Annotated in this window: 18 protein-coding genes; 8 read left to right on the top strand and 10 right to left on the bottom strand. The window is 68.0% G+C overall.

Annotated features, from left to right (window positions below):
- Window positions 1–124: 124 nt before the first annotated feature.
- Window positions 125–523, bottom strand: a complete 399-nt coding sequence (locus WU80_RS21210) for a VOC family protein (RefSeq protein ID WP_055405120.1) — start codon at window positions 521–523, stop codon at window positions 125–127.
- Between the two features lie 83 nt (window positions 524–606).
- Window positions 607–978, bottom strand: coding sequence for a hypothetical protein (locus WU80_RS25600; RefSeq protein ID WP_082459979.1), 372 nt, complete (start codon window positions 976–978; stop codon window positions 607–609).
- Window positions 979–1055: 77 nt separating this feature from the next.
- Here WU80_RS25600 and WU80_RS21205 point away from each other — a divergent pair, with 77 nt between their 5' ends.
- A complete protein-coding gene (locus WU80_RS21205) occupies window positions 1056–1550 on the top strand; it encodes a nitroreductase family deazaflavin-dependent oxidoreductase (protein WP_055405119.1) in 495 nt (164 codons plus the stop codon).
- A 41-nt stretch (window positions 1551–1591) separates the two neighbouring features.
- On the opposite strand, the gene WU80_RS26470 is transcribed toward WU80_RS21205, so the two are convergent.
- The 4 genes from WU80_RS26470 to ychF form a co-directional block, all read right to left on the bottom strand.
- A complete protein-coding gene (locus WU80_RS26470; RefSeq protein WP_231633882.1) occupies window positions 1592–1732 on the bottom strand; it encodes a hypothetical protein in 141 nt (46 codons plus the stop codon).
- A 146-nt stretch (window positions 1733–1878) separates the two neighbouring features.
- Window positions 1879–2277 (bottom strand): hypothetical protein, encoded by a 399-nt coding sequence (locus WU80_RS21200; protein WP_055405118.1) that lies wholly within the window; start codon window positions 2275–2277, stop codon window positions 1879–1881.
- Window positions 2278–2424: 147 nt separating this feature from the next.
- Window positions 2425–3003 carry a dihydrofolate reductase family protein gene (locus WU80_RS21195; RefSeq protein ID WP_055405117.1) on the bottom strand — a complete coding sequence of 193 codons (579 nt, stop codon included), beginning with the start codon at window positions 3001–3003 and terminating at the stop codon, window positions 2425–2427.
- Between the two features lie 40 nt (window positions 3004–3043).
- The gene (gene ychF, locus WU80_RS21190; protein WP_055405116.1) at window positions 3044–4117 is read right to left on the bottom strand and encodes a redox-regulated ATPase YchF; all 1074 of its coding nucleotides are present in this window, start codon (window positions 4115–4117) and stop codon (window positions 3044–3046) included.
- A 119-nt stretch (window positions 4118–4236) separates the two neighbouring features.
- On the opposite strand from ychF, the gene WU80_RS21185 reads away from it, so the two are divergent.
- A complete protein-coding gene (locus WU80_RS21185) occupies window positions 4237–5388 on the top strand; it encodes a DUF6542 domain-containing protein (RefSeq protein WP_197281317.1) in 1152 nt (383 codons plus the stop codon).
- 11 nt (window positions 5389–5399) lie between these two features.
- On the opposite strand, the gene WU80_RS21180 is transcribed toward WU80_RS21185, so the two are convergent.
- Window positions 5400–6398 carry a 4-hydroxy-3-methylbut-2-enyl diphosphate reductase gene (locus tag WU80_RS21180; RefSeq protein WP_055405114.1) on the bottom strand — a complete coding sequence of 333 codons (999 nt, stop codon included), beginning with the start codon at window positions 6396–6398 and terminating at the stop codon, window positions 5400–5402.
- A gap of 88 nt (window positions 6399–6486) precedes the next feature.
- Between WU80_RS21180 and WU80_RS21175 the strand changes: the two genes are divergently transcribed.
- The 5 genes from WU80_RS21175 to WU80_RS21155 all read left to right on the top strand — a co-directional run bounded on the left by WU80_RS21175 (window position 6487) and on the right by WU80_RS21155 (window position 10951).
- Window positions 6487–7074, top strand: coding sequence for a lipid droplet-associated protein (locus WU80_RS21175; RefSeq protein ID WP_055405113.1), 588 nt, complete (start codon window positions 6487–6489; stop codon window positions 7072–7074).
- On the top strand, window positions 7071–8321 hold the full coding sequence (xseA, locus tag WU80_RS21170) for an exodeoxyribonuclease VII large subunit (RefSeq protein WP_055405112.1): 1251 nt from the start codon (window positions 7071–7073) through the stop codon (window positions 8319–8321). Before WU80_RS21175 ends, xseA begins: the two co-directional genes overlap by 4 nt.
- Window positions 8311–8550 carry an exodeoxyribonuclease VII small subunit gene (locus WU80_RS21165; RefSeq protein ID WP_055405111.1) on the top strand — a complete coding sequence of 80 codons (240 nt, stop codon included), beginning with the start codon at window positions 8311–8313 and terminating at the stop codon, window positions 8548–8550. The genes xseA and WU80_RS21165 overlap by 11 nt, the downstream gene beginning before the upstream one ends.
- Window positions 8551–8623: 73 nt before the next feature.
- Entirely contained in the window at window positions 8624–9727 is a 1104-nt protein-coding gene (locus WU80_RS21160) for an NAD-dependent epimerase/dehydratase family protein (protein WP_055405110.1), read from the top strand.
- A gap of 78 nt (window positions 9728–9805) precedes the next feature.
- Complete coding sequence (locus tag WU80_RS21155; protein ID WP_055405109.1) at window positions 9806–10951, top strand: AI-2E family transporter; 1146 nt, start codon at window positions 9806–9808, stop codon at window positions 10949–10951.
- Between the two features lie 8 nt (window positions 10952–10959).
- Here WU80_RS21155 and WU80_RS21150 read toward each other — a convergent pair whose 3' ends face one another.
- Genes WU80_RS21150 through WU80_RS21140 form a run of 3 tightly spaced genes read right to left on the bottom strand, consistent with a single transcriptional unit; the run spans window position 10960 to window position 14017 of the window.
- Window positions 10960–12501, bottom strand: a complete 1542-nt coding sequence (locus tag WU80_RS21150; protein ID WP_055405108.1) for a carboxylesterase/lipase family protein — start codon at window positions 12499–12501, stop codon at window positions 10960–10962.
- Window positions 12502–12507: 6 nt separating this feature from the next.
- Window positions 12508–13305 (bottom strand): dienelactone hydrolase family protein, encoded by a 798-nt coding sequence (locus WU80_RS21145; RefSeq protein ID WP_055405107.1) that lies wholly within the window; start codon window positions 13303–13305, stop codon window positions 12508–12510.
- A 13-nt stretch (window positions 13306–13318) separates the two neighbouring features.
- A complete protein-coding gene (locus WU80_RS21140) occupies window positions 13319–14017 on the bottom strand; it encodes a DUF4245 domain-containing protein (protein WP_055405106.1) in 699 nt (232 codons plus the stop codon).
- A 55-nt stretch (window positions 14018–14072) separates the two neighbouring features.
- On the opposite strand from WU80_RS21140, the gene WU80_RS25595 reads away from it, so the two are divergent.
- On the top strand, window positions 14073–14321 hold a 249-nt coding region (locus WU80_RS25595), incomplete at its 3' end, for a fructose-bisphosphatase class II (RefSeq protein ID WP_156371812.1).

Here is a 14321-nt window from a genome sequence, read left to right as displayed (position 1 = left end):
GATGTGTATAAGAGACAGGGTGACCACGACTTACTCTAACGCCGCCACGCCGGCCGAGCGCAACTGCGCCCGAGCTGAGGTGGCCAATGCTGTCCGAGCGGACCACAATTTGCTTGCGCGCCAGTCAGATTCCGAACTTGGCGCGGGCCTCGTCTGTGACGGGAGTAAACAAGTTGACCAGGTTTCCGTCCGGATCCCGCAGCAGCAGTGCCCGATTGCCCCACGGCATGGTGGTCGGCTTGGTCACCACGTCGGCGACGCGCTCGTGCAGCCGCTCGTATTCCGCGTCGACGTCGTCGACCATGAACTCCACGATCACGCTGCGGTTGGCCGCCGGCTCGGCCGATCCGGCCGCGAACAGCGCGACGGTCTTGTCGCTGCCGATCGCGAGCGTGCCCACCGGCGTCGGAATCTCGGCGAAAAGCTCGTTGGCCCATACCGCTGGAACCTGGGTGATCGTCTCGTAGAAATCGACGAGTCGGCCGACGTCGGCGGTGATGATGCGGCTGGAAACGAACTTCATGGTGCCCTCCTGACTGCCGCGACGGTGTGTGAACGGCGACGAGAGCATGCTACGAACCACCCCCGACAAGGACCGGGGCCCGATTAAACCGGCGTCCAGATCCCGTGGTTCCAGAATCCCCAATTGCCGGCGCCGGTGGGGTTCCACATCAACTTGGCCCCGGGCGCCCACGAGGGTGGGGGTGGCGGCGGCGGCGCCCAGAAGGGCGTCGGCCCCCAGGGGCCCGCACCTGCCGGGAAGCTCTGGCCCGCCGGTCCCTGCCAGTCGTGGCATTGATTCCAGTCCCAGTTGTAGACGGTGCCCCAACTCGGGTCCCATGGATTTCCGGGGCACCAGTGTGAGGTCGGGGCCGCGTGGGCCGGGCCGCCGGCCAGCCCCAGGCCGGACAGCGCCAACGCGCAGCCCATCAAAGTGCCCGCGAATCGCCGGACCCGCGGCCGCAATCGTTCCACCATCCCTAAAGCATTTCCCCGGACGGGAATCCAGGCAAGCCCCAAAGTCTGCATCGATGCCCCGCACGTATTGTCGGGATATGCCGCTGCGGTACGTGGACCCGCATAAGCGACGGGGCGCGTTGTATCGGGCCAGTGTTCGATTCGGACGTTCGCGAGCGGGGCAGTTCATGGCCCGTCACATCGCGCGCCATACCGATCCGTACCTGTTTCGTCTCACCGGGGGGCGGGTCAACATGGGTGCGATCATCAACGCGCCGCTTGTCACCACGGGCGCCAAGTCCGGCCAGAAGCGCGAGGTGCAACTCACCTACTTCCATGACGGGCCCGACGTCATCCTGGTGGCCTCGAACTTCGGCGGCACCAAACACCCGCAGTGGTACCACAATTTGAAGGCGCATCCGGACTGCGAGTTCGGCGGCGAGCCGTTCACCGCCCAGCAGGTCGCCGATCCCGACGAGTACGCCCGACTGTTCGAATTGGCCAACCGGATCTACTCCGGCTACGCCCATTACCGGGACAAGGCGGCGCCCGCGGGCCGCGACATCCCGATCTTTCGCCTGAAACCGCGCTAGCGCCGGGCCGGGCTTCCGGCCCCCCGCAACATGGGGCCCACTCACTGCTTCGCCGCTGATGCCGAAAGCGTTGTGCGCCAGACAGTAATCGAAGAAACCCGACCGTCATCGAGGAAATCCCGCTGGAGGTCGATCACCACGAGCGCCGCTGCGCCCCAGTGCGGCTCGGTGTATTCATCCATGACTTGCCTCCGACACCCCTGGGATCGCCCCCCCGATCATCGACTTCATCGTCGGAGACGAAGACGGCCGTCGACAGCCGACGCTGAAGCGGAATGCGACTAGACGGTGAACCGGAACTCGACCACGCCGCCGTCGGCCAATGCGACTACTGCTGTCCTTCGAGCAGGTGGGCGTACGGGTCCGCTTCGGCCCCAACGGATTCCGGCATCGGATAGTACGTCTTGATGAGCAGGTTGCCGTCGTCGTCCCACGCGAAGGTCTCGATACTGTGTGCAACCCCAACGTTCGGCTCCATGCCGAAGTGGTTCTCGCACACCCATGCCATCTCGTTCCCATTGACCTGAACCGTGATCATCTTGATCTTGAGGATTGACTGAAACATGTCAAAAGCATCCGACGTGGCGGTTTCGAAGCCGTGTTTCTCCTCGGTGCCGACCGGGTCGAACATGCGAACCTCGCCGGGACAGATGGTGCGCCACGACGCCACCCACTCGTCCTTCTTGCCCGCATTCCACAGCTCGGCGTGCTTGGCAGCGTGCGCCAAGCGAGCCTCCCGACTAGGGACCTTGCTCATCTCTACCCATCTCCGTTTCCGGCAACATGATGGCCACGATAGCTGGACACCTGTCCAGTTTGGAAGCCCTGCTTCGCCGGTTGACTACACGTTGAAGCGGAACTCCACCGCGTGCCGTCACCGAGCAACGTCTCGGCGAGACAGGAATCGCAGGTGAGCGGTGCCGTCGTTGAACACGCTGTGCGCGGCGAGACTCAGATCCTGGCGCACGCCGTCGGGTAGGGCACGTAGGCCTGCGCCCACCATCTTCGGCACCACGAAGAACTGGAACTCGTCGATCAGGCCAGCTCGGATCGCGGCGGCCGCGGTGGTGGGTCCGAAGATCTCGACTATGCCCTCGGCCTGCGCGACGATCCGCTTCAATTCGGCCAAGCGCAGTTCGGGTACCAGACGAACGCGGTCCGAGTCGATCTCCTCGCGCGTCAGCGTCGACGAAACCACCACTTTGTGGATGCACCGCCAGCGCTGGGCGAACTCCCGCTCCGCCGCGCCCCACTCTTCGTCCTCCGGATCGGTCTCCCAGTACTGCATCAGCGCGAAAGTCTTCCGCCCCAACACTTCGGTCGACACCTCAGCCATGCGGTCGATATGGGCGGCGAACACCGGATCACTCGGGGCCGACCACTGGAAGTCGCCGCTGCCGTCGGCAGCGTAGCCGTCGAGAGACACCGTCGCGGTGTAACAGAGGGTTCCCACGGTATTAAAGACCTGCGCGATGAGCAGAAGTCATCGAGCCCTAGACATTGAAGCGGAACTCGACGACGTCGCCGTCGGCCATGACGTAGTCCTTGCCCTCCATCCGGACCTTGCCGGCCGCCTTGGCCGCCGCCATGGAGCCCGCGGCGATCAGGTCGTCGTAGGAGACGATCTCGGCCTTGATGAAGCCCTTCTCGAAATCGGTGTGGATCACCCCGGCGGCCTTGGGTGCGGTATCGCCCTGGTGAATCACCCAGGCGCGCGCCTCTTTCGGACCGGCCGTCAAAAACGTCTGCAGCTTCAGGGTGTGAAAACCCGCGCGCGCCAACGCATCCAGGCCGCGTTCGGTCTGCCCGATCGACTCCAGCAGTTCGGCCGCCGACTCGTCGTCGAGCTCGTTCAGCTCCGCCTCGATGGCCGCGTCGAGGAACACCGCGTCGGCCGGCGCCACAAGTTCACGCAGCTCGGCGATGCGCGCCGCGTCGGTCAGCACCGCCTCGTCGGCATTGAAGACATACAGAAAAGGCTTGGTGGTCAACAGGTTCAGCTCACGCAGCAGGGAGGCGTCCACCCCGGCGCCGAACAGCGTCTTGCCGCCGTTCAAGGTTTCCTGGGCGGCGGCCGCCGCGTCGTACACCGGCCTGCGCTCCTTGTTGGTGCGAGCCTCCTTCTCCAGCCGCGGCAGCGCGCGCTCCAGGGTCTGCAGGTCGGCCAGGATCAGCTCGGTCTCCACGACCTCGATATCGGAGCGGGGATCCACCTCACCGGCCACATGCGTCACGTCGTCGTCGGAGAACACCCGGACCACCTGGCAGATGGCGTCGCATTCGCGGATGTGGGCCAGGAACTTGTTGCCGAGGCCGGCCCCCTCGGACGCGCCCTTGACCAGGCCGGCGATGTCCACGAACGTCACCGGCGCCGGGACGGTGCGCTGCGACGCGAACAGCTCGGCGAGCTTGTCCAGTCGCGGATCGGGCAGCGGAACGACGCCCTCGTTCGGCTCGATAGTCGCGAACGGGTAGTTGGCCGCCAGCACGTCGTTGCGGGTCAGGGCGTTGAACAGCGTCGACTTACCCACATTGGGCAGACCCACGATTCCCAGGCTCAGGCTCACAGGGACTCAAGTCTAGGGGTCGGCGGGGGCGCCGCCCCTCCGGCTCCGGGGCATGGCACGCCCGGCATCCCGACGAGGCATTTACGGGCCTTTCGGCCCATTGCCGGTACGGTCTACATGTGTCAGGACAGCGGGCAACGTCGAAGGTGGACGCCTCCCACCGCTCGATTCACCCAGATATCCCAGGTGTGCCGTGGTACGCCGCCCTGCTCCTCGCCGTTACCGCCACCGCCATCGGGTACGGGATTGACGCCGGCCACAAGGAGCTGACCCACGTCTTCGCCGGCTTCTATATAGCCGGCTGCGTGGCGGCGGTGCTCGCGGTGCGCCAGGACGGGTTGTTCACCGCGATCATCCAACCCCCGTTGATCCTGTTCGGCGCGGTGCCCGGCGCCTACTGGTTGTTCCACGACGGCAAGGTCGGCCATGTCAAGGACCTGCTGATCAACTGCGGCTATCCCCTCATCGAGCGCTTCCCGCTGATGCTGGGCACGGCCGGCGTGGTGCTGCTGATCGGGCTGGTCCGGTGGTACTTCGGCATGTCGCAACGGACGACCGCGACGACGAACACCCCCGACGACGCGGAGCCCGCCGAACGCCAGGCCACACTCGGCGGCATCGTCGCCAAGCTGCGGGCGAAGCTGCAGCCCGACGAAGACGACGTCGACGCCCCCGCGAAGGAGCGACGCGGCCGCGGCGGCAAGTCCTCCGCGCGGACCCGCCGGACGGCCAACGGCGATCGAACCGCGGCCCGCTCCGCGCGGACCCATTCCCGGCGCACCCGGGAGCCGCTGGACGACACGGGTGAGCCGGGCGAGCGCCGCTCGAAGCGCAGAAGCTCGGCGACCGCCCGGGACTACGACGCCGCCGAGCCGCCCCGCCGGTCGCGGCGCCGACCCCGGCCGGAGGGCGACCCGGACCCGCGCGGCCAATCTCCCCGGGAGGGCCGCCGCGAGCCGCGCACCCGCCGCAGCCCATACGAGCGGCCCTACAACGACCAGCCCAGGCCGCGGGGCAGCCGTTTCGACGGCGGGGACCGCTACGGCGACTCCTACGACCCGCCGCCCAGCCGTTACGACAGTTACGACCGCTACGAGCCGACCTACGAGCCGAGGCGCCGGCGGCCCGCCCCAACCGGCAACAACGGCACCCATCACCCGATCTCTCAGGTCCGCTACCGGGATGCCGGCGCGTCCGACGAGCAGCGCGACCGCTCCCGGACGTATGGCCGGCCGCAGCGGCCCCCGACGGAATGGGAATACGACGGCTGAGCGCCGTCCGGTCAGATAAGTGACCGGATCTCGCGCGGCAGCGCGAACACCAGGGTTTCCTGCGCCGTGGTGACCGGCTGCACCACGTCGTAGCCGCAGTCGGCCAGCCGCTCGAGCACACCGCGCACCAACACCTCGGGCACGGATGCGCCGGAGGTCACGCCCACGGTGGTCACACCCTCCAACCAGGCGGGGTCGATGTCGTCGGCCCAGTCGACCAGGTGGGCGGCCGCGGCGCCGCCGCCCAGCGCCACCTCGACCAGCCGCACCGAGTTCGACGAATTCCGGGACCCGACGACGATCACCAGCTGGCATTCGGGCGCCATGGCCTTGACGGCAACCTGGCGGTTCTGGGTCGCGTAACAAATGTCGTCGCTGGGTGGGTCCTGCAGCTTCGGGAACCGTTGCCGCAGCCGCTCGACGATTTCCATGGTCTCGTCGACCGACAGCGTGGTCTGCGACAACCAGACCACCTTGTTCTCGTCTCGGACCGTCACATTGTCGACGGCCGCGACCCCGTCGACCAGCTGCACGTGGTCGGGCGCCTCGCCGGAGGTCCCGATGACCTCCTCGTGCCCCTCGTGGCCGATCAGCAGGATGTCGTAGTCGTTGCGCGCGAACCGCCTGGCCTCGTTGTGCACCTTGGTCACCAGCGGGCAGGTGGCGTCGATGGTGTGCAGGTTGCGTTCGGCGGCCGCGGCGTACACCGTCGGCGCGACCCCGTGTGCGGAGAACACCACGATGGAGCCCTCGGGCACCTCGTCGGTCTCCTCGACGAACACGGCACCGGCCTTTTCCAGCGTGTTCACCACGTGCCGGTTGTGCACGATCTCGTGACGCACGTACACCGGCGGGCCGTGCTTTTCCAGCGCGCGTTCGACCGTCTCGACGGCCCTATCCACGCCCGCGCAGTAACCACGCGGCTCGGCCAGAAGCACTCGCTTGCGGGCTGGATCGCTGGCTACCGAGCTGGACGCGCCGGGAATTCCCATGTCGACAGTCGGCGGCATGACACCAGGGTACGTTCTGCCGCCGCGGGCTTGCCAACTCGCGCGGGCGGGCTTGGAGTTAGCCGTCGCGTAGGGCAATCTTGGACCCATGGCCACTGCACCGTATGGAGTTCGACTATTGGTCGGCGCGGCGACAGTCGCCGTCGAGGAGACCATGAAGCTGCCGAAAACCATCCTGATGTACCCCATGACCTTAGCCAGTCAGGCGGCCCACCTTGTGATGCGATTTCAGCAGAATCTCGCCGAGTTGGCGATCAAGGGCGACAGCACCCTGGAGAACATCTTCCCGCCCAAGGACGAGCAGCCGGAATGGGCGACGTTCGACGAGGACCTGCCCGACGCCGTCGACGCGCCCGGCCCCGCCGAGAACGGCAACGGCGACGGCGACCGCCGCACCGAGGGGCGGTTCGCGTTGTACACGCTCGCCGACGCCGCCTCCGATGCCGCCCCGTTGAAGCAGGGCAGGAAGTCCTCGGACGCGCCCTCGGTTCCGCAGCCGTCGGTGGTGGCCGAGCTGGACTACGCGACGCTGACGCTGGCGCAGCTGCGGGCCCGCCTGCAATCGCTGAGCGTCGACGAACTCGAAGCCCTGCTGGCCTACGAGCAGGCCACCAAGGCGCGCGCGCCGTTCCAGACGCTGCTCGCCAACAGGATCACCCGCGCGAACGCGAAGTGACCCCGGCCGCACAGTCCGAACCCAACTCCGCCGAGAACCCATTTCCGGTGCGCGCGGTGGCAATTCGAGTCGCGGGCTGGATCGACAAACTCGGCACGGTATGGGTGGAGGGCCAGCTGGCCCAGATCAGCGCGCGCCCCGACTCCAAGACGGTGTTCATGGTGCTGCGCGACCCGGCCGCCGACATGTCGCTGACCGTGACGTGCTCGCGTGACCTGGTGGCCAACGCGCCGGTGAAGCTGGCCGAGGGCACGCAGGTGGTGGTCTGCGGCAAGCCGTCGTTTTACACCGGTCGCGGCACGTTCTCGTTGCGCCTGTCCGAGATTCGCGCCGTCGGCGTGGGCGAGCTGCTGGCACGGATCGATCGGTTGCGCCGGCTGTTGGACGCCGAAGGGCTCTTCGATCCGCGGCTCAAGCGGCCAATCCCGTTCCTGCCCAACATGATCGGCCTCATCACGGGCCGGGCCAGCGCCGCCGAACGCGACGTGACGACGGTGGCCACCGGACGCTGGCCCGGCGTAAGGTTCGCCGTGCGCAACACCGCGGTCCAGGGGCCCAACGCGGTGGCGCAGATCGTCGAGGCGCTGTACGAACTGGACCGCCACGGCGAGGTCGACGTCATCGTGGTGGCCCGCGGCGGCGGCAGCGTCGAGGACCTGTTGCCGTTTTCCGACGAGACGCTGTGCCGCGCGATCGCGGCCTGCCGCACGCCGGTGGTCAGCGCGGTCGGTCACGAACCCGACAACCCGCTGTGCGACCTGGTGGCCGACCTGCGCGCCGCCACCCCCACCGACGCCGCCAAGAAGGTGGTGCCCGACACCGCCGCCGAGCAGCGCCTCGTCGCTGACCTGCGCCGGCGCAGCGCGCAGGCGCTGCGCAGCTGGGTGTCTCGCGAACAACGCGCGCTGGCGCAGATCCGCAGCCGACCGGTGCTCGCCGAGCCGCTGGCGGCCCTGACGGCGCGCGCGGACGAGATTCACCGCGCGCGGTCGGCGATTCGCCGCGACGTCACCCGCCTGACCGCCGCCGAGACCGAGCGCGTCGGCCACCTGAGCGCGCGGCTGGCGACGCTGGGCCCGGCGGCCACACTGGCCCGCGGCTACGCGGTGGTCCAGGCGGTGCCCGACACCGGGGCGCCGGCGGTGCTGCGGTCGGTGAGCGACGCGCCCGCCGGCCGCCGGTTGCGGGTGCGGGTTGCCGACGGCGCGATCGCCGCGGTGAGCGAGGGACGGACCGATGGCGCCTAGCGAAGAGGACAAGTCGATTACGCCCATTAGTGAACTCGGTTATGAGGCGTGCCGCGACGAGCTGATCGAAGTGGTGCGCCTGCTGGAACAGGGTGGGCTCGACCTCGATGAGTCGCTGGAGCTCTGGGAAAGGGGCGAACAGCTGGCAAAAATGTGTGAGGAGCATTTAGCTGGAGCCCGCAAGCGCATCGAGGACGCGCTGGCGGCCGGCCAGGCCGACGAGCCCTGATTTCGGCCACCTCGCACAAGCGCATGGGTGACTTTCTTTCGAATTGGAACACGTTTCAGTTAGGATTCGGCGCATGGCTGATGCATCACTGACCACCGAACTCGGCCGCGTCCTGGTCACCGGCGGCTCCGGGTTCGTCGGCGCCAACCTCGTCAGCACCCTGCTGGACCGCGGCCACCAGGTGCGTTCGTTCGACCGCGCGCCGTCCCCGCTGGCGGAGCACCCGCAACTCGAGGTGCTCGAGGGGGACATCACCGACACGACCGTCTGCGCCCGGGCGGTCGACGGCATCGACACGGTCTTCCACACCGCGGCGATCATCGAGCTGATGGGCGGCGCATCGGTGACCGAGGCGTACCGGCAACGCAGCTTCGGTGTCAACGTCGGCGGCACCGAGAACCTGGTGCACGCCGGGCAGGCGGCCGGGGTGAAGCGCTTCGTCTACACGTCCTCCAACAGCGTGGTGATGGGCGGCCAGAACATCCCCGGCGGGGACGAGACGCTGCCCTACACCACCCGGTTCAACGACCTCTACACCGAAACGAAGGTCGTCGCCGAGCGATTCGTCTTGTCGCAGAACGGTGTTGGCGGCATGCTCACCTGCGCGATCCGGCCCAGTGGCATCTGGGGCCGCGGCGATCAGACGATGTTCCGCAAGCTGTTCGAAAGCGTGATCGCCGGGCACGTCAAGGTGCTGATCGGCCGGAAGTCGGCGAAGCTGGACAACTCGTACGTGCACAACCTGATTCACGGTTTCATCCTCGCCGCTCAGCACCTGGTCCCCGGCGGCACCGCGCCCGGCCAGGCCTATTTCATCAACGACGACGACCCGATCAACATGTTCGAGTTCGCCCGGCCCGTGGTCGAGGCCTGCGGCGTGAACTGGCCCCGGGTGCGAATCAACGGCCCGATGGTCCGCGCGGCGATGACCGGTTGGCAGCGGCTGCATTTCCGCTTCGGCATCCCCGCGCCCCTGCTCGAGCCGCTCGCCGTCGAGCGGCTCTATCTGGACAATTACTTCTCGATCGCCAAGGCGCGCCGCGACCTCGGATACGAGCCCCCGTACACCACCGAACGTGCCATGTCGGAATGCCTGCCGTATTACGTCGACATGTTCCAGCGGATGAAGAGCCAGGCGCAGGCGGGCTCGCCCGCGCCGGCCGGCGGGGGGAAGTAGCCCGCCCGCGGGTCGCTGACGAAAACACCGGGCCGGGGCTAAGGTTCCCTCAGCGGCGACGACGCGGAGGGCGGTCCGGTGGACACCGAATTCACGCTCAACCAGAAGCGCGCGCTCGCGGTGCTGACCGCGATCGCCCTGCTCTTCGGTGCGTACTTCTTGCGCGACTACTTCGTGCTGATTGTCGTGGCCGCGGTCGGCGCCTACCTGTTCACGCCGCTGTTCAACTGGTTCGGCCGGCGCATGGGCGCTCCCCTGGCGGTGACCTGCACCCTGTTGTCCGCGCTCGCGGTCGTCATCGTGCCGGTCACGCTCCTGGTGGTCCTGGCGATCGTCCAAATCTCCCGCATGATCGACAGCATCACCGAGTGGGTGAAGACGACGGACCTGAGCGGGCTCGGCGACCGCACCCTGCACGCGGTGAACGAGCTGCTGTCTCGACTTCCCTTCGCGCACATCACCGTAACCTCGGACTCGCTGCGCAAGGCGATGGTCACCGTGGGTCGCAATGTCGGTCAATGGGCCCTGCATTTCTTGCAGGGCGCACTCGGCGGCGTCGCGGGCGCCGTGACGTCGGCCATCATCTTCCTGTACGTGTTCGTCGCGCTGCTGGTGCACCGCGAGCGGATCCGAAAGCTGGTCGCCGACCTCAACCCGCTCGGCGACGAGGTCACGGACCTCTACCTGCGCAAGGCCGGAGCGATGGTGCGCGGCACCGTCAGCGGCCAATTCGTGATAGCGCTGTGTCAGGGTGTCGCGGGCGCCGCGTCCATCTATGTCGCGGGATTTCACCACGGCTTCTTCATTTTCGCCGTGCTGCTGACGGCGTTGTCGATCATTCCGCTGGGCGGTGGGATCGTGACCATCCCCTTCGGCATCGGAATGATCCTCTACGGCAACATCGTCGGTGGCGCGTTCGTCGTGCTCTGGCACCTCGTCGTCGTGACCAACATCGACAACTTCCTGCGCCCCATCCTGGTTCCGCGCGACGCCCGGCTGAACCCGGCGCTGATGCTGCTGTCGGTGTTCTCGGGCATCGCCATGTTCGGGCCCTGGGGCATCGTCATCGGGCCGGTGTTGATGATCCTGATCGTGACCACCGTCGAGGTGTATCTGGTCGTATTCAGAGGAGCCGAATTCGACGCCCAGGACGAGCAGCCCGTGCGCCGCAATTGGCTTCGCCGGCGGGCGAATTCGGGCGCCGCGCCGTCAGTCGCCGAGTAGGGCCCGCGCTAGCGGAAGCCCACCATCTCGCTACCCCAGGCCGCGCGGATGTTCGCATCGACGTCGCTCGCGACGGCGTCGCGCTTGTCGATGATCAGGCACGCGCGATCCGCCTCCCGGTAGGGACGCCAGTCCGGTTCGCCGTCCGGGCCCGCGGGCTTTGACCGCGCGGCGAAGTTGATCCACCGCGTCCGCATCCTCTTGGAGACCGCCGTGGCGGTCTTGGCGCCGCCCAGCTTCAACGTCGGATCCTTCGGCATTCCGAGATTGCCCCAGACGTAAGGCAATTCGGTGGCGTGCGCGGCGTTGACCAGCAGCAGCTTCAGCAGCGGGGTCGCATAATCGAACCGGTACAGGTACACCGGCGCCACCCGGGCGTGGCCCTCGGCCAGCCAGACCGAAGGCATCCGGAATCCGACATCGGTTGCGATGCTCAGGCTTCTAGCCCTGCGCCGCAACCCCGAATACGTCGATCCGATCTGTTCGTCGGTGGGCAATTGCAGGTCCGGTTGTTCGGCGGCGATCTGATCGAACATCGACGTGATCGCGCGGGGCGTGATCGGCATCAGCCGCGAACGCATCAACCGGAAGAGCGCCGCCTCGTGCTTGTTGGTCCCGATGATCAACGGGACCGGCAGCGAACGGCCCTCCTGCACGCGCTTGACCGGGTAGTCGTCCAGCAGCTCGCCGTCGATGATCGGGACGAACGCGAGCAGCCCTGGATTACGCACGGGCACTTCGTCGAAGACCTCTTGAGACGCGGCGAGCAGCACCGCGGTCGGTACGTCGGGCAGTCGGTCCGCGTCGACGTCAAGCCTGTCGAGGACGGTTTCGGCGACGCGCTCAGCCCTGCGCCGATCGTATACCGATGTGGCCGGCGAACTTTGGGCGATCGCGCGGGCGAAGAGTCCGTCAGCGGACGGGCTGGCAAGCAGGGTCGTCACAATCCCAGCACCCGCCGATTCGCCGAACAGCGTCACGTTGCGGGGATCGCCGCCGAATGCCGCGATGTTGTCGCGCACCCAGCTCAGTGCCGCCAGCACATCGCGCAACCCGACATTGGAGTCGAACCGCCGCCGCGACGTCGAAAACGACGACAGGTCCATGAAACCGAGCGCTCCCACCCGATAATTCACCGTGACCACGATGACCTCCCCGGTGCCGACCAGCCGCCGCCCGTCGTACAGCGCCTGGCTGCCGGATCCCAGGACGTAGGCGCCGCCGTGCAGCCATACCATCACGGGTTTGCCATCACCGGCATGCGTGCCGGACGGCGCCCAGACGTTCAGCCGCAGGCAGTCTTCGCCCTGCGGCGCGCCCAGGTCGAGCGGCATGTTGGGGAAGACCGGCTGCGGGCAGGCCGGACCGTAGCGGGTGGCGTCGGCGACCTTGGTCCACCGCTCGGGCGGCTGCGGCGCCCGGAAACGCAGGTCGCCGACGGGCGCGGCGGCGTACCGAATGCCCTTCCACGCGCTGACGCGCCCGTCGTCCGTGCCGCGGACGGGGCCGAACGCGGTCTCGACCACCCGGTCGTTGATCGTCGTCGTCATGCCCGGTCAACCAAGACGCTGGGTGAGGAACTCGACTACCCGCTTGCGGGCCTCGTAAGCCGGCTGGCCGTCGACTTCGCGGACCTCGTCGGTCAGCACCGAATGCGCCGTCTTGCCGAAGCCGTATTCGTTGCCGGGCCGCGAATCGATTTCGATCACCTCGAACGCGTCGCCCAGCCGCTCCTTGAGCGCCGCGAACCGTTCGGCCGGCACGGCCAGGTCCTCGCTGAACCGCAGGCCCATCGCGCACAGGCCGTCGTTCGCGGCGCGCGCGGCCACCGCGTTCAGCTCGGACTCGCTCAGGCCCGGGTCGCGGCGCCGGGCACGGCCCAGCGGCAGCGGCACCGACGGCTGCGACAGCACCGGGGCCAGCACGCTGTCGTCGACCGCGGCGGCCAACGCGAAACCGCCCGTGAAGCATTGGCCGATCACGCCCACGCCCTTGCCCGGCGTCGACGCGTTGAGGTCGCGTGCCAGCGCGCGCAGGAACAACGACACCGGCCGCTGTTTGTTGGTCGCAAACGCCGCGAATTCCCTTGCCACGCAAGCCCGGCTGATGGTGGCGGCGATGTAGCCGACCGTCTTCGGCTTGCCCGGCTCACCGAACAGCGACGGCATGGCGACGGTGAAGCCGTTGTCCACCAGGTGATTGCCCAGGGCCAGCACACCGGGATGGATCCCGGGTATCTCGGGAATCAGCACCACCCCGGGGCCGCTGCCCTTGCGGTAGACGTCATGGGTGTAGCCGCCACCGGTGAACGGCGCGGCCGACCATCCGGACAGATCCGCCTGGGGTGCAGTCACGCTCGGCCTTCCTTCAGCGCGCGGGTAACGGCGGTTGCGATTGCGTCGCCGAAGCCAGCGTACGGAATTGGTCGGTGTTTCCGGCGCCGGTTATGGCGATTTGGGTGGCCCCGGATCCGCCGGAAAGCCGGGTGGTCCACACCGGCTCGGCGTCCGCCCCGCTTTGGCCGGTGCCGTTGTAGACGACCCAGCTGGTCCCGGCGACGTCGACCGTCCCGGCGGGATACGCCGACGCGTGGATCGAGCCCACCAGCTTGTCCTCGTCGGCGTTGCTCTGCGTCAGGCTCAGATACATGCCGGTCGGGCTGAGGTAGCCGACGACCGAGGTGGCCGCGTTCAGCCGTTGACCGGTCGCCGGGTCGACGCGGCCGCCCTGGATGCCGCCGCGGCTGCCGGAGTTGGCCTGCCAGCCGGCGGGCAGCTTGGGCAGCCGGATGGGGAAGCCGAGCGTCGTGGCATCGGCCCGCAGGGCCGCCGCCGCGTCGTAGGACGGGACGGCGCCCCGGTGGCTGCCGGGCTGGAACGAGCACATGCCCACCAGGCCGGCCAGCAGGATGCAGCCCAGCACCAGCGGCATCAGCGACCAGAACATGTCGCGGCCGTCCTGCAGCAACCGCGGTTTGGCCGGCCTCGAGACGGGTCCCCGGGCCGGCCCGGCCGCCGGCGCCGGCTCCCCGGCTACCTCGGCATTCGGCGACGGCTCTTCGGTCATCCCCCGAGTATCCCAGTTCCAGCGGACCGATCCCCTTCTGGGACAATCACCAACCATGACAGTTGAGGGCAACCGCCCACCTGGACGGCCCCGGGGTGAGGCCCCGGATCGCAACCTGGCGCTGGAACTGGTCCGGGTGACCGAGGCCGGTGCCATGGCCGCCGGCCGCTGGGTGGGGCGCGGCGACAAGGAGGGCGGCGACGGCGCGGCCGTCGACGCCATGCGTGAGCTGGTCAACACGGTGTCGATGCGCGGCGTGGTGGTCATCGGCGAGGGCGAGAAGGACCTGTCTCTTATACACATC

The sequence above is a fragment of the Mycobacterium sp. UM_11 genome (assembly GCF_001414075.1).
Classification (GTDB): domain Bacteria; phylum Actinomycetota; class Actinomycetes; order Mycobacteriales; family Mycobacteriaceae; genus Mycobacterium.
The sequence above is the reverse complement of the archived record's forward strand: the minus strand, read 5'-3'. Positions and strand labels throughout refer to the sequence as shown.

Excerpts from the sequence above, each read along its gene's own strand:
- WU80_RS21210 (WP_055405120.1), bottom strand. The coding sequence starts at position 523 with ATGAAGTTCGTTTCCAGCCGCATCATCACCGCCGACGTCGGCCGACTC.
- WU80_RS25600 (WP_082459979.1), bottom strand. The coding sequence starts at position 978 with ATGGTGGAACGATTGCGGCCGCGGGTCCGGCGATTCGCGGGCACTTTG.
- WU80_RS21205 (WP_055405119.1), top strand. The coding sequence starts at position 1,056 with ATGCCGCTGCGGTACGTGGACCCGCATAAGCGACGGGGCGCGTTGTAT.
- WU80_RS26470 (WP_231633882.1), bottom strand. The coding sequence starts at position 1,732 with ATGGATGAATACACCGAGCCGCACTGGGGCGCAGCGGCGCTCGTGGTG.
- WU80_RS21180 (WP_055405114.1), bottom strand. The coding sequence starts at position 6,398 with ATGCCGCCGACTGTCGACATGGGAATTCCCGGCGCGTCCAGCTCGGTA.
- WU80_RS21175 (WP_055405113.1), top strand. The coding sequence starts at position 6,487 with ATGGCCACTGCACCGTATGGAGTTCGACTATTGGTCGGCGCGGCGACA.
- WU80_RS21165 (WP_055405111.1), top strand. The coding sequence starts at position 8,311 with ATGGCGCCTAGCGAAGAGGACAAGTCGATTACGCCCATTAGTGAACTC.
- WU80_RS21160 (WP_055405110.1), top strand. The coding sequence starts at position 8,624 with ATGGCTGATGCATCACTGACCACCGAACTCGGCCGCGTCCTGGTCACC.
- WU80_RS21150 (WP_055405108.1), bottom strand. The coding sequence starts at position 12,501 with ATGACGACGACGATCAACGACCGGGTGGTCGAGACCGCGTTCGGCCCC.
- WU80_RS21140 (WP_055405106.1), bottom strand. The coding sequence starts at position 14,017 with ATGACCGAAGAGCCGTCGCCGAATGCCGAGGTAGCCGGGGAGCCGGCG.